At 72.3% G+C, this 18427-nt stretch carries 19 protein-coding genes; 7 read left to right on the top strand and 12 right to left on the bottom strand.

The genetic code is table 11. The features are described 5' to 3' along the window. Nucleotides 1-131 precede the first annotated feature (131 nt). Nucleotides 132-518 (top strand): STAS domain-containing protein, encoded by a 387-nt coding sequence (locus tag Sru02f_RS33330; protein ID WP_109034461.1) that lies wholly within the window; start codon nucleotides 132-134, stop codon nucleotides 516-518. Here Sru02f_RS33330 and Sru02f_RS33325 read toward each other — a convergent pair. Together Sru02f_RS33325 and Sru02f_RS33320 are read right to left on the bottom strand one after the other, a co-directional pair. Then, nucleotides 411-1415, bottom strand: a complete 1005-nt coding sequence (locus Sru02f_RS33325) for a sigma-70 family RNA polymerase sigma factor (protein ID WP_109034463.1) — start codon at nucleotides 1413-1415, stop codon at nucleotides 411-413. The two genes, Sru02f_RS33330 and Sru02f_RS33325, sit on opposite strands and share 108 nt — an antisense overlap. A 107-nt stretch (nucleotides 1416-1522) precedes the next feature. Then, nucleotides 1523-2824, bottom strand: coding sequence for an MFS transporter (locus Sru02f_RS33320; protein ID WP_109034465.1), 1302 nt, complete (start codon nucleotides 2822-2824; stop codon nucleotides 1523-1525). Nucleotides 2825-2887: 63 nt separating this feature from the next. On the opposite strand from Sru02f_RS33320, the gene Sru02f_RS33315 reads away from it, so the two are divergent. After that, the gene (locus tag Sru02f_RS33315) at nucleotides 2888-3841 is read left to right on the top strand and encodes a LysR family transcriptional regulator (RefSeq protein WP_003974076.1); all 954 of its coding nucleotides are present in this window, start codon (nucleotides 2888-2890) and stop codon (nucleotides 3839-3841) included. 17 nt (nucleotides 3842-3858) lie between these two features. Here the strand turns inward: Sru02f_RS33315 and Sru02f_RS33310 are convergent, their stop codons facing one another. Further along, nucleotides 3859-4620: an alpha/beta hydrolase gene (locus tag Sru02f_RS33310; protein WP_109034467.1), complete on the bottom strand. Its 762-nt coding sequence runs from the start codon at nucleotides 4618-4620 to the stop codon at nucleotides 3859-3861. Nucleotides 4621-4755: 135 nt separating this feature from the next. Between Sru02f_RS33310 and Sru02f_RS33305 the strand changes: the two genes are divergently transcribed. Together Sru02f_RS33305 and Sru02f_RS33300 are read left to right on the top strand one after the other, a co-directional pair. Then, nucleotides 4756-5958, top strand: coding sequence for an adenosine deaminase (locus Sru02f_RS33305; RefSeq protein ID WP_109034469.1), 1203 nt, complete (start codon nucleotides 4756-4758; stop codon nucleotides 5956-5958). A 140-nt stretch (nucleotides 5959-6098) separates the two neighbouring features. Continuing rightward, nucleotides 6099-6467, top strand: a complete 369-nt coding sequence (locus tag Sru02f_RS33300; RefSeq protein WP_011029937.1) for a hypothetical protein — start codon at nucleotides 6099-6101, stop codon at nucleotides 6465-6467. Between the two features lie 87 nt (nucleotides 6468-6554). Here the strand turns inward: Sru02f_RS33300 and Sru02f_RS33295 are convergent, their stop codons facing one another. From Sru02f_RS33295 to afsQ1, 5 genes are all read right to left on the bottom strand, one after another. Further along, nucleotides 6555-6758, bottom strand: coding sequence for a PspC domain-containing protein (locus Sru02f_RS33295; RefSeq protein WP_003974070.1), 204 nt, complete (start codon nucleotides 6756-6758; stop codon nucleotides 6555-6557). Between the two features lie 95 nt (nucleotides 6759-6853). Then, nucleotides 6854-7405, bottom strand: coding sequence for a VanZ family protein (locus Sru02f_RS33290; RefSeq protein WP_109034471.1), 552 nt, complete (start codon nucleotides 7403-7405; stop codon nucleotides 6854-6856). A gap of 126 nt (nucleotides 7406-7531) precedes the next feature. Continuing rightward, nucleotides 7532-8143: a hypothetical protein gene (locus Sru02f_RS33285; RefSeq protein WP_109034472.1), complete on the bottom strand. Its 612-nt coding sequence runs from the start codon at nucleotides 8141-8143 to the stop codon at nucleotides 7532-7534. Next, nucleotides 8143-9750, bottom strand: a complete 1608-nt coding sequence (gene afsQ2, locus Sru02f_RS33280) for a two-component system sensor histidine kinase AfsQ2 (protein ID WP_109034474.1) — start codon at nucleotides 9748-9750, stop codon at nucleotides 8143-8145. Before afsQ2 ends, Sru02f_RS33285 begins: the two co-directional genes overlap by 1 nt. Then, nucleotides 9747-10424: a two-component system response regulator AfsQ1 gene (afsQ1, locus tag Sru02f_RS33275; RefSeq protein WP_003974066.1), complete on the bottom strand. Its 678-nt coding sequence runs from the start codon at nucleotides 10422-10424 to the stop codon at nucleotides 9747-9749. The genes afsQ2 and afsQ1 overlap by 4 nt, the downstream gene beginning before the upstream one ends. A 208-nt stretch (nucleotides 10425-10632) precedes the next feature. On the opposite strand from afsQ1, the gene Sru02f_RS33270 reads away from it, so the two are divergent. Continuing rightward, nucleotides 10633-11364: a SigE family RNA polymerase sigma factor gene (locus tag Sru02f_RS33270; RefSeq protein WP_016327117.1), complete on the top strand. Its 732-nt coding sequence runs from the start codon at nucleotides 10633-10635 to the stop codon at nucleotides 11362-11364. A gap of 232 nt (nucleotides 11365-11596) precedes the next feature. On the opposite strand, the gene Sru02f_RS33265 is transcribed toward Sru02f_RS33270, so the two are convergent. After that, entirely contained in the window at nucleotides 11597-12199 is a 603-nt protein-coding gene (locus Sru02f_RS33265; RefSeq protein WP_164277948.1) for a uridine kinase, read from the bottom strand. A gap of 192 nt (nucleotides 12200-12391) precedes the next feature. Between Sru02f_RS33265 and Sru02f_RS33260 the strand changes: the two genes are divergently transcribed. Continuing rightward, the gene (locus Sru02f_RS33260) at nucleotides 12392-12796 is read left to right on the top strand and encodes a hypothetical protein (protein WP_109034477.1); all 405 of its coding nucleotides are present in this window, start codon (nucleotides 12392-12394) and stop codon (nucleotides 12794-12796) included. A 157-nt stretch (nucleotides 12797-12953) separates the two neighbouring features. Next, on the top strand, nucleotides 12954-15014 hold the full coding sequence (locus tag Sru02f_RS33255; protein ID WP_109034479.1) for a bifunctional serine/threonine-protein kinase/glutamate ABC transporter substrate-binding protein: 2061 nt from the start codon (nucleotides 12954-12956) through the stop codon (nucleotides 15012-15014). A 65-nt stretch (nucleotides 15015-15079) separates the two neighbouring features. On the opposite strand, the gene Sru02f_RS33250 is transcribed toward Sru02f_RS33255, so the two are convergent. The 3 genes from Sru02f_RS33250 to deoC are packed head-to-tail and all read right to left on the bottom strand — an operon-like array spanning nucleotide 15080 to nucleotide 18427. After that, nucleotides 15080-15979 carry an aldehyde dehydrogenase family protein gene (locus Sru02f_RS33250; protein WP_167469751.1) on the bottom strand — a complete coding sequence of 300 codons (900 nt, stop codon included), beginning with the start codon at nucleotides 15977-15979 and terminating at the stop codon, nucleotides 15080-15082. Continuing rightward, nucleotides 15972-17426 carry an aldehyde dehydrogenase family protein gene (locus Sru02f_RS33245; protein ID WP_109034482.1) on the bottom strand — a complete coding sequence of 485 codons (1455 nt, stop codon included), beginning with the start codon at nucleotides 17424-17426 and terminating at the stop codon, nucleotides 15972-15974. The genes Sru02f_RS33250 and Sru02f_RS33245 overlap by 8 nt, the downstream gene beginning before the upstream one ends. Nucleotides 17427-17431: 5 nt before the next feature. After that, nucleotides 17432-18427 carry a deoxyribose-phosphate aldolase gene (gene deoC / locus Sru02f_RS33240; protein WP_109034484.1) on the bottom strand — a complete coding sequence of 332 codons (996 nt, stop codon included), beginning with the start codon at nucleotides 18425-18427 and terminating at the stop codon, nucleotides 17432-17434.

Below are 18427 nucleotides of genomic sequence, written 5' to 3'. Positions count from 1 at the left end.
CGAGCGGGCGGACCGGGGACGATATGGCACGGGGAGACGGAGGGGATGCGTGGGGCATGCAGCAAACCCTCCGGGGCGGAGTCCGCGCACGTCAATGTGATCTCTGCTGCGATCTCCGGCGGCGGGCACCGATGATTTCCCGGCAGACGCCGGGTCTACCGCACGTGGACGCCGTGACACCCGCCGTACTCGTGCTGCCGGGGCCCGTCTCCCGAGGGGAGACGCCCCGGTTCTGCGACGAGGTGCGCGCGCTGCTGGAAAGCACCCGGGCCGGGGTGGTCGTCTGCGACGTCGGCGGTCTCGGGCCGCCGGGGCTCGCCGTGGTCGACCTGCTGGCGCGGCTGGAGCTCACCGCCCGGCGGGCCGGGGGCCGGATCCGGCTGCGCGACCCCGATCCGGCCCTGCACGCCCTACTGGACCTCGTCGGCCTCCGCTTCGAGACGGAGCGGCAGGTCGAAGAGCGGGAACCACCGCTTGGTGTCGAGGAAGCAGTGGAACCCGGTGATGCGGCCCTCTGAGATCTCCAGCACCTGGACCGCCCACGGCGCGAAGCCGCCCGCCTCCGGGTCCGGCTTGTAGTGCGCGAAGGCCGGCAGCCCGTTGGCCTGGACCGGCAGCAGCCGCGACCCGGCGCACGCGGCGCCGAGCGTCGTCATGAAACCGGTGATGTCCGCCGGGCCGGCCAGCCACAGGTCGAACGGCGGCATCGTCATGACCGCGTCCTCGTGCAGGAGCGCCGTCAGCGCCGTCATGTCGTAGCCCTCGAAGGCCGCGACATAGCGCTCCAGCAGCTTCTGCTGCTCCTCGTCCAACGGGTCCGACACCGCCGCGTCGGCGCCGCGGTCCGCCCGCTCGGCGAGTGTCGCGCGGGCGCGCTGCAACGCGCTGTTGACGGAGGCGACCGAGGTGCCGAGCAGCTCGGCGACCTCGCTCGCCCGCCACGCCAGCACCTCGCGCAGGATCAGCACCGCCCGCTGCTTGGGCGGCAGCTGCTGGAGGGCGGCCATGAAGGCGAGCCGCACGGACTCCTTGGCGACCGCGGCCTCGGCCGGGTCGGCGGTCTGCGGCAGCACACGGGCGTCGGGCATCGGCTCCAGCCAGGTGTGGTCCGGGCGCGGGGACAGCGCGGCCTGGGCGAGCGGTGTCGCCTCCGTCAGGTCCATCGGACGCGCCCGCTTGTTGCCCGCGGTCAGCATGTCCAGGCAGACGTTGGTCGCGATCCGGTACAGCCACGAGCGCAGGCTGGAGCGGCCCTCGAACTTGTCGTAGCTCCGCCAGGCGCGGACCAGCGTGTCCTGCACGGCGTCCTCGGCCTCGAAGGAGGAACCGAGCATCCGGTAGCAGTACCCCGTCAGCTCGGGCCGGTGCTTCTCCAGCGCGGAGTCCAGCTCCGTCGTCACGGTGCCGTTGGTCATCGTCCACCCACCCCTGTGGCGTCCCGTCGTGCGCGTCTTCGCGCCTCGCACTTCGGAAGCTACCGCAGGGGACTGACAATGGCCTGTGCAGTCAAGAAAGGCGCAGGTCAGCGCGGCAGGCCCAGAGCCCTCACGGGCGCGACCGCGGCCTGGCGGCGGGCCGCCAGCGACCCGGAGACCGTGATGGCCACGACGCCCAGCACCGCGAGCACCCCCACCGCGACCGTGCCGGCCCAGCCGCCGGAGTGGAAGGCCACCGCGCCGACCGTACTGCCCGCGCTGGAACCCACGTAGTAGGCGGACTGGTACAGCGCCGAGGCCTGGGCCCGGCCGTGCTGCGCGGTCTTGCCGACCGCCGAGGACGCCACCGCGTGCCCGGCGAAGAAGCCCGCCGTGATCAGCACCAGGCCGAGCAGGACCAGCGGCAGGGACGGCGCCAGGGACAGCAGCAGGCCCGCCGCCGTCGTACCGGCGCCGAGGTAGAGCGCGCCGCGGCGGCCCAGGCGGCCCACCAGCCGGCCCGCCGTCGAGGCCGAGACCGTGCCGACCAGGTAGACCAGGAAGATCGAGCCGATCAGACCCTGCGGGAGGGAGAAGGGTGCCTCGGTCAGGCGGTAGCCGATCACCGTGTAGACGCCGCCGAACACCGTCATGAACAGCGCGCCGATCGCGTACAGGCGGCGCAGCAGCGGGTCGGCCAGGTGGTCGCGGACCGTGCGGACCAGGACCCGCGGGCGCAGCGAGCCCGGCGTGAAGTGCTTCGGCGCCGGCAGCAGCAGCCGGAAGGCCACCGCGCAGGCCACCGCGACCAGGCCGATCACCCCGACGGCGACCCGCCAGCCCCACTCCTGGGCGACCCAGCCGGTGATCACCCGGCCGCTCATCCCGCCCACGCTGTTGCCCGCCACGAACAGGCCGATCGCGGTGACCAGCGCCCGCGGCCGCACCTCCTCCGCCAGGTACGCCGTCGCCGAGGCCGGCAGCCCGGCCAGCGCCGCGCCCTGCACCGCCCGCAGCGCGACCAGCGCCGGCAGCGACGGGGCGAAGGGCACCAGCAGCCCGACGGTCACCGCGACCGCCAGCGACGCCGTCATGACCGTACGCCGTCCGAACCGCTCCGACAGCGCGCTCATCGGCAGCACGAACACCGCGAGGCCACCGGTCGCGGCGGCCACCGTCCAGCTCGCGTCGCTCGCCGTGACGCCCAGGTCGCCGGAGATCAGCGGCAGCAGGGCCTGGGTGGAGTAGAGGAGCGCGAAGGTCGCGACGCCCGCCAGGAACAGCGCGAAACTCATCCGGCGGTAGCCGGGGCCGCCCGGCGCCATGCGCGAGTCGGAGGACGCGAGGGAGTCGGAGGCGGCGGATGCGGCGTCCACGACCGTGGACGCCCCGGTATCGGCGGGAGTCATGCCACGAAGGTACGAAGCCCCTTACTCATCCGTCCAATGCATGGAATGGCCATAATCGTTCCCATGGTGCATCAGCAAAGCTCACGGCCCCGCCTGTCACCGTCCGGTGACACAGAAGACATCGTCGCGCTGCTCGCGCCCCGCCTCGCGCACTTCGCCGGCGTGGCCCGCACCGAGCACGTCACCCGGGCCGCCCAGGAGATGAACGTCCCCCAGTCGACCCTCTCCCGCGCCCTCGTCCGCCTGGAGGAGGACCTCGGCGTCGACCTGTTCGTCCGGCGCGGCCGCACCCTCGCGCTGACCGTCGCCGGGCGCACCTTCCTCGGCTCCGTCGAACGCGCCCTCGCCGAGGTCGAGCGGGCCGCCGACGAGGTCCGCGCCGACGCCGACCCGGCCACCGGCAAGGTCGCCTTCGGCTTCCTGCACACCATGGGCGCCGAGACCGTCCCCGGCCTGCTGCACGCCTTCCGCGCCGACCACCCCCGGGTCCGCTTCAGCCTCGTGCAGAACTACGGCGAGGCCATGCTGGAGCGGCTGCGCGCGGGGGAGCTGGACCTGTGCCTCACCTCCCCGGTCCCCGACGCCCCCGACCTGGTCGCCCGCCGCCTCGACGAGCAGAAGCTGCGCCTGGTCGTCCCGGCCGACCACTCCCTGGCCGGGCGCCGGCGCATCCGCCTCGCCGAGGCCGCCGACGAGATCTTCGTGACCCTGGAGCCCGGCTACGGCCTGCGGCGCATCACCGACGCGCTGTGCAAGGAGGCCGGTTTCCGGCCCAGGGTGGCCTTCGAGGGGGAGGAGGCGGAGACGCTGCGCGGCCTGGTCGCGGCCGGTCTCGGCGTCGCCCTGCTGCCGCCGCCCGCCGTGCCCCGCCCCGGCGTCGTCGAACTGACGGTCACCGCCCCGCGCGCCGCCCGCGAGATCGGCGTGGCCTGGCTGGCGGGACGCACGGACACGCCGCCCGTCGCGGCGTTCAAGAGGTTCCTGCTGTCACGGCGGGGGAGCCTCCTGCCGTCCTGAACCTCGCGACGGGGGGCCTACCGCCGCAGCGACTTCCCGAACCCCGCCGCCAACGGCATCCGCAGTCCCAGCGGCGGGGGAGCGGCCAGGGCGTCCTCCACCGGGCGCGAGAAGGACTGCCCGAACAGCACGCCCATCACGAAGTCCTCGGCCAGCGCGGTGACCTCGTCCCGGTACTGCCGCAGCCCGTGGCCGTCGGAGTGCACCTCGAACCGGCACACACCGCGGTTCGCCTTCTTCGCCCGGGAGGCGAGCCGGAAGGACAACTCCGGGTCGCTGCGGCCGTCGTTGGTGCCGTGCACGATCAGCACCTGCCGCCCGGCGAGCTGCTTCACCGGTTCGGGTGGCGCGGCCACGTCGTCCTCCGGCAGCCAAGGGGCGATCGCCAGCACCGAGTTGACGGCCTCGTTCCCCGCTGCCCGCAACGCCGCCCGGCCGCCCATTCCGGTGCCGACCAGGCAGACGGGTACGTCGCCGTAGCGCCGTACGGCCTCGTCGGCGGCCCACTCGGCGTCCCGGGCGAGGTGGGCCTCGGCGCCGTTCCAGCCGCGGTAGCGGTAGTGCACGACATGCGTGGCCAGACCCTCCTCCCGGCCCGCGCGTGCCAGCCTGCGCCCCAACGCGCGCACGGACGCGGCCGCGAGCAGCGCGGAGGGCCTGCGGTCGGAGACCTCGTCGCCCTCGGGGAGCAGCAGCACCACACCGCTCACCGCCGTCCCCTCCGGACCGAGCGTCCGCCCCAGCCGGGCCCGACGGACCGGCGTCGCTTGCTGTGCCATGGCAGAAGATTCTCAGAAGACCGGGTGTACGGAACCCTTCCGCGCGGTCACCGTTACATATCGGGGAGTCCGTACAGCGCATCGGGTCCGGGCATTCGCCCGGTGTTCTACGCGCGTAGGAGTTAGAGTGCGCAAATGACGAGCCAAAGCACCGAGAAGAGCGCCGCGGCGAGCAGCGCGACGCATACCGCGACCGTCTCGAAGACACCGTCGCCGGACCGGATCCGCCGGGCGCCGAAGGTCCTGCTGCACGATCACCTCGACGGCGGTCTGCGGCCGGGCACGGTCGTGGAACTCGCCCGCGAGACGGGCTACGGGGACCTCCCCGAAACCGACGCCGACCTGCTCGGCACCTGGTTCCGGCAGGCCGCCGACTCCGGGTCCCTGGAGCGGTACCTGGAGACCTTCTCCCACACCGTCGGCGTCATGCAGACCCGCGACGCGCTGGTCCGGGTCGCCGCCGAGTGCGCGCAGGACCTCGCCGAGGACGGCGTCGTCTACGCCGAGGTGCGGTACGCCCCCGAGCAGCACCTGGAGAAGGGGCTGACCCTCGAAGAGGTCGTCGAGGCCGTCAACGAGGGCTTCCGGGAGGGCGAGCGGCGCGCCCGGGACAACGGCCACCGCATCCGGGTCGGCGCCCTGCTCACCGCGATGCGGCACGCGGCCCGCTCCCTGGAGATCGCCGAACTCGCCAACCGCTACCGCGATCTGGGCGTGGTCGGATTCGACATCGCGGGCGCCGAGGCCGGTTACCCGCCCACCCGGCACCTGGACGCCTTCGAGTACCTGAAGCGGGAGAACAACCACTTCACCATCCACGCCGGCGAGGCCTTCGGGCTGCCGTCCATCTGGCAGGCTCTTCAGTGGTGCGGCGCCGACCGGCTCGGGCACGGGGTGCGCATCATCGACGACATCCAGGTCCACGAGGACGGCTCGGTCAAGCTCGGGCGGCTCGCCTCCTACGTCCGCGACAAGCGGATCCCGCTGGAGCTGTGCCCCAGCTCCAACCTCCAGACCGGCGCCGCCGACTCCTACGCCGAGCACCCCATCGGGCTGCTGCGCCGGCTGCACTTCCGGGCCACCGTCAACACCGACAACCGGCTGATGTCCCACACCAGCATGAGCCGGGAATTCGAGCACCTGGTCGAGGCATTCGGCTACACGCTCGACGACATGCAGTGGTTCTCCGTCAATGCGATGAAATCAGCGTTCATTCCTTTCGATGAACGACTGGCCATGATCAATGACGTCATCAAGCCCGGATATGCCGAGCTGAAATCCGAATGGCTGTTCCAGCAGACGGCTTCGACCAGCGGTTCTTCGGAATCCGACGACTGAACGCGGGACGACGGTAATACGGAAACGTGGACGGACATTCACCATCCGTCCGCATTTCGATGTTTGCCGCCGGGGGTGGCGCGTGTTTACGGTCAAGGACCGCTCACATCCCCGTCACCCCATTACGAGGACGCATCTTCATGAAGCAGTCTGCTGCCAAGACCCTCGGTGTCGCCGCCCTCGGCGCCGCCTTCGCCGCCGCCGGCGCGGGCGCGGCCACCGCGGCCCCCGAGCTCCCGGACACCGCGCAGACGGTGGACTCCGTCGCCCGCACCCTCCCCGCGGAGACCGTCTCCCAGGTGGCGCCCGGCGCGGGCAACGTGCTGGAGCAGGGCCGCAAGATCTCCCACACCGGTCTGACCGTCGCGCAGCCGGTGGTCGAGCAGGTGGTCGCCGAGCAGCTCGCCGAGGGCCCGACCGAGCCGGTCGCCAAGCTGCTCGGCGGTGTGCCGCTGAAGGGGCTGCCCACCCAGGGCCTGCCGGTCAACGGCCTCCCGCTGGGCGGCTGAGCGCCACCGCCTCCCCCGTACGCGCCGAAGGGGCGCACCCGGTCGCCGGGTGCGCCCCATCGGTGTACCAGAGGGGTGGTACGTCTGTCACCAGGCCGTACGGGCGGCCTTCTCCTCGGACGGGAGCAGGATCCACAGGGCCAGGTAGAGCAGGAACTGCGGGCCGGGCAGCAGGCAGGAGACCAGGAAGATCACCCGCATCGTGCCGGCGGAGGTGCCGAAGCGCCGGGCCAGCGCGGCGCACACTCCGCCGATCATGCGGCCGTGGGTGGGGCGGGCGAGGCTGGACATCGCGGCTCCTTCGTGAGCGTGTGGGTGGGGCTGCCCTCCGGCTTCCCCTTCATCTGCCCTCCACGCTACGGAGACGAACCGCACAAAGCGTCGCTCTACGGGGCGATACCGACCCTGGGAATCGTCGGGGTCCGACCCTGACCGGGCTCCTCCTGGAGGAGGCCCTCCCGCCCGTGCTGCCGGTACCAGCGGCGGAGCCGGGCCCGGCCCGCCGGGACGACGGCGAGGTGCGCGAGGGCCACGCCCACCGTGTTCAGCAGCACCGAGTCGATGTCGACGACCTGACCGGGCACCCCGGTCTGCAGCAGCTCGACGCCCACCGACAGCAGGGCGGCCGCGGCCGTGGTGCGCAGCAGGGACGCCAGCGGCGAGACGTGCAGCCGCCCGCCGGCCACCGGCAGCAGGACGCCGAGCGGCGCCAGCAGGGCCAGCGAGCCGCCGATCGAACGGGCCGCCGCGCGCCCGCCCAGCGCCAGGTCGGCGCGGATCCCGGCGAACGGCTCCAGGTTGGGCGGCAGTACCCAGGGGACGTCCAGCGGCCGCAGCGCGTACCAGGCGACGAACGCGAGATGTGCGACCAGGAGAACACTTCCTGTCACACGGATGCGGAGCGCGGCGCTGCCGCCGAGGAACCCATGACGCTGCACGTCCCCCTAGACGCGCCCCCCGCCGTGCGCGGTTCCGGGCGCCTCCACGCAAGGGTGAGGCTTGCGCCACACGGCCCCTGCGGGGCCTTCGCGCGGCACCCGCCCGGTGCCGCGCGGTGCGGCCCGTCAGCCGCCCGTGACCTCGTCCGCGGGCGGTTCGTTGCTGCCCGGCCGGGCCCGGACCTCGTCCGTGCAGGAGTAGCGGCGGGCGGACCGGTCGGTGGGCCCGGCCAGGATCACCGAGCCGTCGCCCTCGGCCGCGGCGGAGTCGGAGAAGGTGCACACCACCTGCGCGAGCGCGTACGAGGTCAGGTCGTCGGGATCGGTGCTCAGCCGCAGCGTGTCCTCGGGGTCGCCGGAACGCGGTCCCGTCACCACGATCCCGCGGCGCACGTCCGACGTGTAACCGGCCTCCTTCTCCGCGGCCGACGGCTGTGCCGTCAGCTCGTCCAGCAGTCCCTGGGCCACCAGCACCCGCCGCCCCGAGTCCGAGGCGCCCTCCGGCACCCGCACCGTGCGGTCCACGGCCACCAGCGACGAGCCGCACAGCAGGAACACCTGCGCCGGCAGCCCGGGTGTGGTCCGCGTCGACACGTCCGGCTCGGCGAGCGAGCAGCGCACCCGCGACGGCGCGGGACCGTAGTCGGTGGGCACCTCGGTGGCGCGGATGCCGCACCCGGTCAGCAGCACGGCCACTGCCGCGAGCCCGGAGAGGGCCGGCAGACGGCGTACGGTCATCAGACCTGTCCCTTCGCGTCCTTGCCCCGGTCCTCGGTCTCCTCGTCGGCCCCGCCGTCCTCGTCGGCGGGCGGCGACGGGTCCTGCGGCAGCCGCAGGGTGAACACCGCACCGCCCTCCGGGGCGTTCTCCGCGGTGATCTCACCGCCGTGGATGTGCGCGTTCTCCAGTGCGATGGACAGACCGAGCCCGCTGCCCTCGGAGCGCGGCCGGGACGCGCTCGCCTTGTAGAAGCGGTCGAAGACGTGCGGCAGGACGTCCTCGGGGATGCCGGGACCGTTGTCCCGCACCCGGATCACGATCTCGTCGTCCGCCCGCGCCACGGAGACCCTGACCGGCGACCCGCCGTGCTTGAGCGCGTTGCCGATCAGGTTGGCGAGGATGACGTCCAGCCGGCGCGGGTCGAGGCGGGCGTGGACGCCGCGCTCGGCCTCCAGGTCGACGGCGTCCAGCCAGGCCCGGGCGTCGATGCAGGCGGTGATCTGGTCGGCGACGTCGACGTCGTCCAGGACCAGGCGGGCGGTGCCCGCGTCGAAGCGGGTGACCTCCATCAGGTTCTCCACCAGGTCGTTCAGCCGCCGCGTCTCGCTCACCACCAGCCGCACCGCGGGCTCGACCATCGGGTCGAAACTCCCGCCCTCCCCCTCGCCCTCGCCCGCGTACTCCAGCTCCTCCTCCAGCACTTCCGTCACCGCGGTGAGCGCCGTCAGCGGTGTACGCAGCTCGTGGCTCATGTCCGCGACGAAGCGCCGGGAGGCCTGCTCCCGGCCCGCCATGTCCGCGACCCGCTTCTCCAGGTTCTCGGCGGCGCTGTTGAAGGTGCGCGACAGGTCGGCCAGTTCGTCGGTGCCGGACACCCGCAGCCGGGTGTCCAGCTTCCCCTCGCCCAGCCGCCGCGCCGCGACCCCGAGCCGGTGCACGGGCTTCAGCACGGTCGTCGCCAGGGCCTGCGCGAGCAGCGCCGAACCGAGCAGGGCGAGCGCGGTGGCGATCCCCAGCGACCAGGCGAGCGAGTTCAGGTCCTTGGCCTCCGGTTCCAGCGACTTGAGCATGTACCCGGTCGGCCCGCCGCCGATCACCTTCGTGCCGGCCACCAGGTACGGGGTGCCGTCGTCGGTTGTCCGCTGCCAGTACAGGTGGTACCGGTGCTTGTTGGCCGAGGTGAGCTTCTGCTCCTTGTTCACGGCCGTGCGCAGCGACTCGGGCACGTCGGACAGCGCGAAGCCGCCCAGGCCGCCGGAGCTGCCGTACACGGCGGTGCCGTCGGCGCTCTCGGCGACCAGCAGCACCGAGAACCGCTGGCTGCTGTTGGCCATCTGCCCCGCCGTGTGCTGCACCTCGTCCTGCGTGGGGTGCTCCGGCAGCGCGCCCGCCCGGTTCTGCATCTCCTGCTCGAAGTCCCGCAGCACCGCGTCCTGGGTACGGGTCAGCACCGCCTCCCGGTTCAGCCAGTACGCGATGCCGGACGCGGACACGGCGGCGGTGAGCGCGACCAGGCCGAAGACGAGGACCAGCCTGAGGCGCAGGCTGGTGAAGCGCAGACCGGACCAGAAACCCTTGCGCGCCGCGGCCAGGCCGCGGGTACCCCCCTGGTGTTCCCGTGTCACTGAGGCGGATCCAGCCGGTAGCCGACACCCCGCACGGTACGGATCAGGGTCGGGGACGACGGCACGTCCTCGACCTTGGCGCGCAGCCGCTGCACGCACGCGTCCACCAGCCGGGAGTCGCCGAGGTAGTCGTGCTCCCACACCAGCCGCAGCAACTGCTGCCGGGACAGCGCCTGTCCCGGCCGTCGGCTCAGCTCCAGGAGCAGCCGCAGCTCGGTGGGCGTCAGCTGAAGGTCCTCGCCGTTCTTCGTCACGGTCATCGCCGAACGGTCGATGACCAGGCTGCCGAAGCTCGCCGAGTCGGTGGACTCCCGCTCCCCGCGCCGCAGCACGGCCCGGATCCGGGCGTCCAGGACCCGGCCCTGGACGGGTTTGACGACGTAGTCGTCGGCGCCCGACTCGAGACCGACGACCACGTCGATGTCGTCGTTGCGCGCGGTCAGCAGGATGATCGGCAGCTGGTCGGTGCGCCGGATGCGACGGCACACCTCGAAACCGTCGATGCCGGGCAGCATCACGTCCAGCACGATCAGGTCCGGCCGCTGCTCGCGCAACAGCTTCAGACCGTCCTCACCACTGGCAGCGGTGGCCACCCGATGGCCCTGGCGGGTCAGGGAGAGCTCCAGGGCCGTACGGATGGCGTCGTCGTCCTCGATCAGCAACAGGGAAGGCACGCGCTCATTCTGGCCCATGAGGGGGCCGGTGTTCGACCTGCGGGTGCGGTTGGGCTCCCACGACGCCGCCGGACCCTGTGAAGGAAGGGTGGTGCAGCGGTGACGGACCCCTGTGACAGCTCTGTGACAGTCGGCGGACACGGCCATGAAGTCGCCGCGGCAGGCTTTTCGTCACAGGCAACCGGCAGTCCACGACGGGGGGCGCGAGATGAACACGCTGAAGGGCACCAACACCAGCGCAGTGGTCACGCGTCTGCACGACGTGCACGCACACCGGGGTTCCGAGAAGTCCGGTGCCGTGAGCGGGCGGGGGTGCGCTCGCGGCACCGGGCGTCAGCACACCGCGTACATGACGGTGGTTGACGCGAACACGGGGGAGACGGGGAACACGGGGGACCGGGGGGAGCACCGCTCCCTGTCGGAGGCGGAGTTCACCGCCTACGTGCAGGAGCGCCGCTCCTCCCTGTACGCCACCGCCTACCACCTCACCGGCGACCGCTTCGAGGCCGAGGACCTGCTGCAGAGCGCGCTGTTCTCGACCTACCGGGCGTGGGACCGGATCAGTGACAAGGCGGCGGTCGGCGGATACCTCCGCCGGACCATGACCAACCTGCACATCAGCGCCTGGCGGCGCCGCAAGCTCAACGAGTACCCGACCGAGGAACTGCCGGAGACGCCCGGCGACATGGACGCGATGCGCGGCACCGAGCTGCGCACCGTCCTGTGGCAGGCGCTCGCCCGGCTGCCCGAACTGCAGCGCACCATGCTGGTCCTGCGCTACTACGAGGGCCGCACGGACCCGGAGATCGCGGACATCCTCGACATCAGCGTCGGCACGGTGAAGTCCAGCATCTGGCGCTCGCTGCGCCGGCTGCGCGAGGACGAGGTCCTCAGCTTCGGCCGTGACCAGGAGGACGCCTTCGGCGAACTGGTCGCCTGAAGGTACGGGCCGGGGGGGACCGGGCCCGAGGGGCGGGGCCCCGTGAAAAAAGTTTCGAGCCGGGGTGTATCAGGGGGAGGGACCCGGGCTCTTACTCACGGGGAAGCACCACGGGGGACACGGGGGAACAACGGGGGCCGGGGATCACGGGGGATCCACGGGGGTGGAAAGGGAGCGGGACTGGAGGGCCGGGGGGTCCGTCCAGTCCCGCTTCCGCATGCGGGGGCAGGCGTTACGCGGCCGTACGGCTGGTGGCGCATCGTCCCGCCGCCGCGGCGGCCAGCCGGCCCATCGCCTCGTCCCGGTCGCAGGCGTGGGCGCCCAGGGCGGTCTGCCGGGCGATGACCGACCGCTCCAGCCGCATCAGCCGCCAGCCCCTGCGGAGCAGGAACGGCACGGACTTGCGGCCCTCGCGCAGGTCCCGCAGGAACCGGCGGCGGAAGGTCGTCAGCGGGCCCCGGCTCAGGCACAGCGCGTCGGCCAGCACGCCCAGTTCCCGGCAGCGGTCCACCAGTTCCGCGGCGAAGATGCCCTCCGCGAGGAACAGCGGCGTCCGTCCGATGTCTACGGTCTCCTCGCCGGTGCGGGCGCTCAGCGAGATGTCGTAGACGGGCACGCCGGTACGCCCCGTGCGGCACAGCTCCCGGATGGCGGCGACCGCCGCGTCCGCGTCCCACGACGCCGGGTGGTCCCAGTCGATGTCGGTACTGAGGGGCACCGTCGGCAGCGTCGGGTCGGTGCCCTCCTTGTAGAAGTCGTCGAGGCGCAGCACCGGGAGGCCGGAGTGCGCGGCGAGGAGGGACTTGCCGGAGCCGGAGGGGCCGCAGAGCAGCACGACTCGCGTCGGTATGGGCGGATGGGAGCTCACGGGACACCAGTCTGAGGCATCCGACGGCCGGCGTACGACCCCGCGGGTGGACTTTGCCGCGTGCGTCACATCTCGGTCGCGCTGTGCGGTGACCTGATCACGGTGTGCGCTGTTGTCAGGGCAGTCCGTAGCAATCCACACCAAGAGGTGGCAGCAGCGATGGCCCGACACGCGTCCCCCCGCACCCCGCACGCACAGCGCGCCCTGGTCGCCCTGGCGACCGCCGGTGCCGCCCTGGCAGCAGGAGCGGCGACGGCTTCCGCGGACAGCGGCGAGACCATCGCCGGTCTGGCGCACACCCGCCCCACGTCCCTGGGCAACATCGACCCGCAGGCGGGCCTGGCGGCCGTGACCGGCACCGTCGGCTTCGTCACCGGCCCGGTCGCCGACCTCAAGCCCAACCCCCTGGCCGGCACCGGGGTCGACCCGCTGGACAACGGCGTCGGTACGAAGGTCGCCGACTTCCAGCCGCTGACCTCGACGGCCCTGACGGGGCCGGTCGCTCAGGCCCAGTCGCTGGGTGCCGTGCCGGTGGTGGGGGAGGTGACGGAGCTGCTGCGCTGACGCGGTCCGCGCACGCCGGGCCGCGATCCCTCCGAGCGGGGGGTCGCGGCCCGTTTCCGTCGCGGTGGTCCGCCCTGCCCGTTCGTCGCGGGGGCTCCGTGGGGGCCGTCTAATCTGTGGTGACTCACGTTTCGCGCAAGTGGTGCTAGGGGGCCGAGTGCACAACGACGACGGAATCAACGGGGCCGGCGGCGGAGCCGACGGGCATCCCGAGGATCGTCCCCCCGTCTCCCACACCGTGATCGAGGGCCGCTACGAGCTGCTGGAGCCCATCGGCAGCGGCGGCATGGGCGAGGTCTGGAAGGCCCACGACCGGCGGCTGCGCCGGTTCGTCGCGGTGAAGGGGCTCCTGGACCGCAGGGCCATGACCCCGGACACGCAGAAGGCGGCGATGCAGCGCGCCCGTCGCGAGGCGGAGGCGCTCGCCAAGATCGAGCACCAGAACGTGGTGACGGTGCACGACCAGATCGAGACCGCCGACCAGGTCTGGATCGTGATGAAGCTGCTCGAAGGGCGGTCGCTGGCCGACCTGTTGAGCCGCGACCGGGTCCTCGGCGTGCCCAGGGCCGCGGAGATCGGCCTCCAGATGGCCCAGGGGCTGCGGGCGGTTCACGAGGCGTCGGTCCTGCACCGCGACGTCAAGCCGGGCAACGTCCTGGTGCGGGACGGCGGCCAGGTGGTCCTGGTGGACTTCGGCATCGCCACCTTCGAGGGCGCGGACCGGGTGACCCGGCACGGCGGCATCATCGGCACGCCCCCCTACCTGGCGCCCGAACTCTTCGCTCCCGCCGCCCCCGGCCCCACCTCCGCCTCCGACCTGTGGGCCCTGGGCGTCACGCTGTACGAGATGGTCGAGGGCCGCCTGCCCTTCGGCGGCAACGAGGTCTGGGAGGTGCAGGCGAACATCCAGCAGTCGCCCGACCCCGTGCTCCGGTACGCCGGCCCCCTCGGCCCGGTCATCCAGGGGCTGTTGACGACGGACCCGGACCGGCGCCTGGACGCCGCCGGGGCGGAGGAGATGCTCCGGGACGTCCTCGCGGACCCCGGCAGGCCGACCCCCGCCAGGGCCGCCACACCCGCACCCGCACCCCCGCCCACGGCCCGGCCCGCGCCGCCCGCCTCGGAGTCCGCGCCGCCCGCCTCGGAGTCCGCGTCGCCCGACTCGGAGCCCGTGCCGGCGGTGACCGCGGCGGCGCCCGCCGCGTCGTCCTCCGGGGCCGTTCCCTCCGGAGCCGTTCCCTCCGTGCCGTCGCCGGTGGCGTCGGGCGGCGGCCGCGGGCGGCTGTCGGGCTGGAAGGTGGCGGCGGCCGCGGCGTGTGTCGTACTGCTGGCCGGTGGCGGCTGGCTCGTCTCGCGGGGCGACTCCGGGGGCAAGCAGGACGACGCCTCCGGGCAGCAGGGAGGGGGAGCCGCCGGGGGCGACGCGGAGCAGGCGTGGGAGCAGTGGAAGAGCGCCAGGAAGCGGCTGACGGTCGGGGCGAAGGAGGACCAGCCCGGGCTGAGCTTCTACGACAAGGACACCGGCGGGTGGAGCGGGTTCGACGTCGACATCGCCTACGCCCTCGCCGGCAAACTGGGCTACGACAAGTCACAGGTGGACTTCTACGGGGTGACCACGGCCAACCGGGCGAGCAAGCTGAAGAACGGCGAGGTGGACCTCGTCGTCGCCTCGTACAGCATGACGCCCGAGCGTGAGAAGCGGGACGGCATCAGCTTCGTCGGCCCCTACTACAAGGCGGGCAGCAGCCTCCTCGTCCGCAAGAACTCCGCCAAGTACGACCTCGGCGAAGCCGTCGACGTGAAGCGGAACCAGGTCGAGGTGTGCACGGCGCGGGACTCCACGTACGCGGACAGGCTGAAGGAGGACGGGTACACCACGGGGAAGTGGCAGCCCGACACCTACAAGGAGTGCGTGGAAAGACTGCTGGACAAGCGCTCGAGCGTGTACGCGGTCGCCTCGGACGACGTGCTTCTCGCCGGGTACGCCCAGAACGATCCGGCGCATCTGAAGCTGCTGCCCAGCGGCGCGGGCACGGAGCCCTACGGGGTGGCGATGCGGAAGGACGACCCGCTCCTGAAGAGCAAGGTGTGCTCGGGGCTCAAGGAGATCCTGGCCGGAAAGGAGTGGGCGGAAATGTACATGAAGGACCTGTCCCCGCTGACGGGACGGAAGACCGCGCCCAGCCGGCCGGAACTGAGGCCCTGCTCGGCCGAGTGAAGACCGCGGCTCCTCCGGACGGGGAGGAGCCGCGGCCCGTCGGCGTCGGCTGACGGAGGATTCGGTCAGTACGACGAGCCGGAGGCGCCCAGGGCGCCCGTCGGGTGCCAGACCGTCTTCGTCTCCAGGAACGCCGTCATGCGGTCCGTGCCCGGGGTCGCGGACCAGTCCGCGCCCGCGTCGTCCACAGGCTGTGGACGCAGGACGCGCTTGAGATTGTCCGCCGCCGCGATCTCCAGCTCCCTCGCCAGCTCCTCGTCGGCGCCCGCGAGGTCGATCGCGTTGACGTCCTGGTGGGCGGCGAGCGGGGCGGCGATCTCCGCCGTGCGGCCGGAGAGGATGTTGACCACACCGCCGGGCAGGTCGGAGGTGGCCAGGACCTCGCCCAGGGAGAGGGCGGGGAGGGGGGACTTCTCCGAGGCCACCACCACTGCCGTGTTGCCCGTAGCGATGACCGGGGCGACGACGGACACCAGGCCCAGGAAGGACGACTTCTGCGGGGCCAGGACGGCCACGACGCCGGTCGGCTCCGGGGAGGAGAGGTTGAAGAAGGGGCCCGCGACCGGGTTGCCGCCGCCGACCACCTGGGTGATCTTGTCGGTCCAGCCCGCGTACCAGACCCAGCGGTCGATCGCGGCGTCCACCTGGGCCGCCGCCTTCGACTTCGACAGGCCTTCCGCGTCGGCGACCTCCGCGACGTACTGGTCGCGGCGGCCCTCCAGCATCTCGGCGATCCGGTAGAGGATCTGCCCGCGGTTGTACGCCGTCGCGCCGGACCAGCCGCCGAACGCCTTGCGCGCGGCGACCACCGCGTCACGGGCGTCCTTGCGGGAGGAGAGGGGGGCGTTGGCCAGCCACCTGTTCTTCGCGTCGCTCACCTCGTACACCCGGCCGCTCTCGGAACGCGGGAACTTCCCGCCGACGTACAGCTTGTAGGTCTTCAGCACGCTGAGTCGCTCAGACATCGAGGTACGCCTCCAGGCCGTGGCGGCCGCCCTCGCGGCCGAAGCCCGACTCCTTGTAGCCGCCGAACGGCGACGTCGGGTCGAACTTGTTGAACGTGTTGGACCAGATCACACCGGCACGGAGCTTGTTCGCGACCGCCAGGATGCGCGAGCCCTTCTCCGTCCAGATGCCCGCCGACAGGCCGTACGGCGTGTTGTTGGCCTTGGCGACCGCCTCGTCCGGCGTGCGGAAGGTGAGGACGGACAGGACCGGGCCGAAGATCTCGTCGCGGGCCACCGTGTGCGCCTGGGTGACGTTCGTGAAGAGCGTCGGGGCGAACCAGTAGCCGGAGGAGGGCAGTTCGCAGGCCGGGGACCAGCGCTCGGCGCCCTCCGCCTCGCCCTGGCAGGCGAGTGCGGTGATACGGGCCAGCTGCTCGGCGGAGTTGATCGCGCCGATGTCCGTGTTCTTGTCCAGCGGGTCGCCCAGGCGGAGGGTGGTGAGCCTGCGCTTCAGGGAGTCCAGCAGCTCGTCGTGGATCGACTCCTGGACCAGGAGGCGGCTGCCCGCGCAGCAGACCTGGCCCTGGTTGAAGAAGATGCCGTTGACGATGCCCTCGACGGCCTGGTCGATCGGGGCGTCGTCGAAGACGATGTTGGCGCCCTTGCCGCCCAGTTCGAGGGTGAGCTTCTTGCGGGTGCCCGCGACCGTGCGCGCGATCTGCTTGCCGACCGCCGTGGAGCCCGTGAAGGCGACCTTGTTCACGTCGGGGTGCGCGGTGAGCGCCGCCCCGGCGCGGCCGTCGCCGGTGATGATGTTGACGACGCCCCTGGGCAGCCCGGCCTGGCGGCAGATGTCCGCGAAGAACAGGGCGGAGAGGGGGGTCGTCTCGGCGGGCTTCAGGACCACCGTGTTGCCGGTGGCGAGCGCCGGGGCGATCTTCCAGGCCAGCATCAGGAGCGGGAAGTTCCAGGGGATGACCTGGCCCGCGACGCCCAGGGGGCGGGGGTTCGCGCCGTAGCCGGCGTGGTCGAGCTTGTCGGCCCAGCCGGCGTAGTAGAAGAAGTGCGCGGCGACCAGGGGGAGGTCGGCGTCGCGCGTCTCCCTGATCGGCTTGCCGTTGTCGAGGGTTTCCAGGACGGCCAGTTCCCGGCTGCGTTCCTGGATGATGCGGGCGATGCGGAAGAGGTACTTCGCACGCTCCGCGCCGGGCAGCGCCGACCACTTCTCGAAGGCCTTGCGGGCGGCCTTCACGGCGCGGTCGACGTCCGCCTCGCCGGCCTCGGCGACCTCGGAGAGGACCTCCTCGGTGGCGGGGGAGACCGTCTTGAAGACCTTGCCGTCGGCCGCCTCGGTGAACTCGCCGTCGATGAACAGGCCGTAGGAGGGGGCGATGTCGACGACCGCGCGGGACTCGGGTGCCGGTGCGTACTCGAACGCGGGTGCGGATGAGGGTGTGGGTGCCATGTCGATCAGTCCACCGTCACGTAGTCGGGGCCGGAGTAACGGCCTGTGGCCAGCTTCTGGCGCTGCATCAGCAGGTCGTTGAGGAGCGAGGAGGCGCCGAAGCGGAACCAGTGGTTGTCCAGCCAGTCCTCGCCCACCGTCTCGTTGACCAGGACCAGGAACTTGATCGCGTCCTTCGCGGTGCGGATGCCGCCGGCCGGCTTCACGCCCACCTGGACGCCGGTCTGGGCGCGGAAGTCGCGGACCGCCTCCAGCATGAGGAGCGTGTTGGCGGGTGTCGCGTTGACCGCGACCTTGCCGGTCGATGTCTTGATGAAGTCCGCGCCCGCCAGCATGCCGAGCCAGCTGGCGCGGCGGATGTTGTCGTACGTCGACAGCTCGCCGGTCTCGAAGATGACCTTCAGACGGGCGGCCGTCCCGCAGGCCTCGCGCACGGCGGTGATCTCGTCGTACACCTTCATGTACTGACCGGCCAGGAACGCGCCGCGGTCGATGACCATGTCGACCTCGTCCGCGCCCGCCGCCACGGCCTCGCGCACGTCGGCCAGCTTGACGGCCAGCGAGGCGCGGCCGGCCGGGAACGCCGTGGCGACCGACGCGACCTTCACGCCGGAGCCGGCGACGGCTTCCCTGGCGGTGGGCACCATGTCGGGGTAGACGCAGACGGCCGCCGTCGACGGGGCCGTGCGGTCGGTCGGGTCGGGGCGGACCGCCTTCGCGCCGAGCGCCCGGACCTTGCCCGGGGTGTCCGCGCCTTCCAGCGTCGTCAGGTCGACCATCGAGATGGCCAGGTCGAGGGCGTAGGCCTTCGCGGTGGTCTTGATGGATCGGGTGCCGAGGGAGGCGGCGCGCGCCTCCAGGCCGACGGTGTCGACGCCGGGCAGTCCGTGGAGGAAGCGGCGCAGGGTGCTGTCGGACGCGGTGACGTCGGCGAATCCGCGTGCGGGTCCGTTTGCGGGGCCCTGTGCGGGTCCGTTTGCGGCGGGTGCAGTGGTGGGCAT

The organism is Streptomyces rubrogriseus (assembly GCF_027947575.1).
Classification (GTDB): Bacteria; Actinomycetota; Actinomycetes; order Streptomycetales; family Streptomycetaceae; genus Streptomyces; species Streptomyces rubrogriseus.
This window is presented reverse-complemented; position numbering and strand designations above follow the sequence as displayed.

Excerpts from the sequence above, each read along its gene's own strand:
- Sru02f_RS33330 (WP_109034461.1), top strand. The coding sequence starts at position 132 with ATGATTTCCCGGCAGACGCCGGGTCTACCGCACGTGGACGCCGTGACA.
- Sru02f_RS33325 (WP_109034463.1), bottom strand. The coding sequence starts at position 1,415 with ATGACCAACGGCACCGTGACGACGGAGCTGGACTCCGCGCTGGAGAAG.
- Sru02f_RS33320 (WP_109034465.1), bottom strand. The coding sequence starts at position 2,824 with ATGACTCCCGCCGATACCGGGGCGTCCACGGTCGTGGACGCCGCATCC.
- Sru02f_RS33315 (WP_003974076.1), top strand. The coding sequence starts at position 2,888 with ATGGTGCATCAGCAAAGCTCACGGCCCCGCCTGTCACCGTCCGGTGAC.
- Sru02f_RS33310 (WP_109034467.1), bottom strand. The coding sequence starts at position 4,620 with ATGGCACAGCAAGCGACGCCGGTCCGTCGGGCCCGGCTGGGGCGGACG.
- Sru02f_RS33305 (WP_109034469.1), top strand. The coding sequence starts at position 4,756 with ATGACGAGCCAAAGCACCGAGAAGAGCGCCGCGGCGAGCAGCGCGACG.
- Sru02f_RS33300 (WP_011029937.1), top strand. The coding sequence starts at position 6,099 with ATGAAGCAGTCTGCTGCCAAGACCCTCGGTGTCGCCGCCCTCGGCGCC.
- Sru02f_RS33295 (WP_003974070.1), bottom strand. The coding sequence starts at position 6,758 with ATGTCCAGCCTCGCCCGCCCCACCCACGGCCGCATGATCGGCGGAGTG.
- Sru02f_RS33285 (WP_109034472.1), bottom strand. The coding sequence starts at position 8,143 with ATGACCGTACGCCGTCTGCCGGCCCTCTCCGGGCTCGCGGCAGTGGCC.
- Sru02f_RS33270 (WP_016327117.1), top strand. The coding sequence starts at position 10,633 with ATGAACACGCTGAAGGGCACCAACACCAGCGCAGTGGTCACGCGTCTG.
- Sru02f_RS33260 (WP_109034477.1), top strand. The coding sequence starts at position 12,392 with ATGGCCCGACACGCGTCCCCCCGCACCCCGCACGCACAGCGCGCCCTG.
- Sru02f_RS33250 (WP_167469751.1), bottom strand. The coding sequence starts at position 15,979 with ATGTCTGAGCGACTCAGCGTGCTGAAGACCTACAAGCTGTACGTCGGC.
- Sru02f_RS33245 (WP_109034482.1), bottom strand. The coding sequence starts at position 17,426 with ATGGCACCCACACCCTCATCCGCACCCGCGTTCGAGTACGCACCGGCA.
- deoC (WP_109034484.1), bottom strand. The coding sequence starts at position 18,427 with ATGCCCACCACTGCACCCGCCGCAAACGGACCCGCACAGGGCCCCGCA.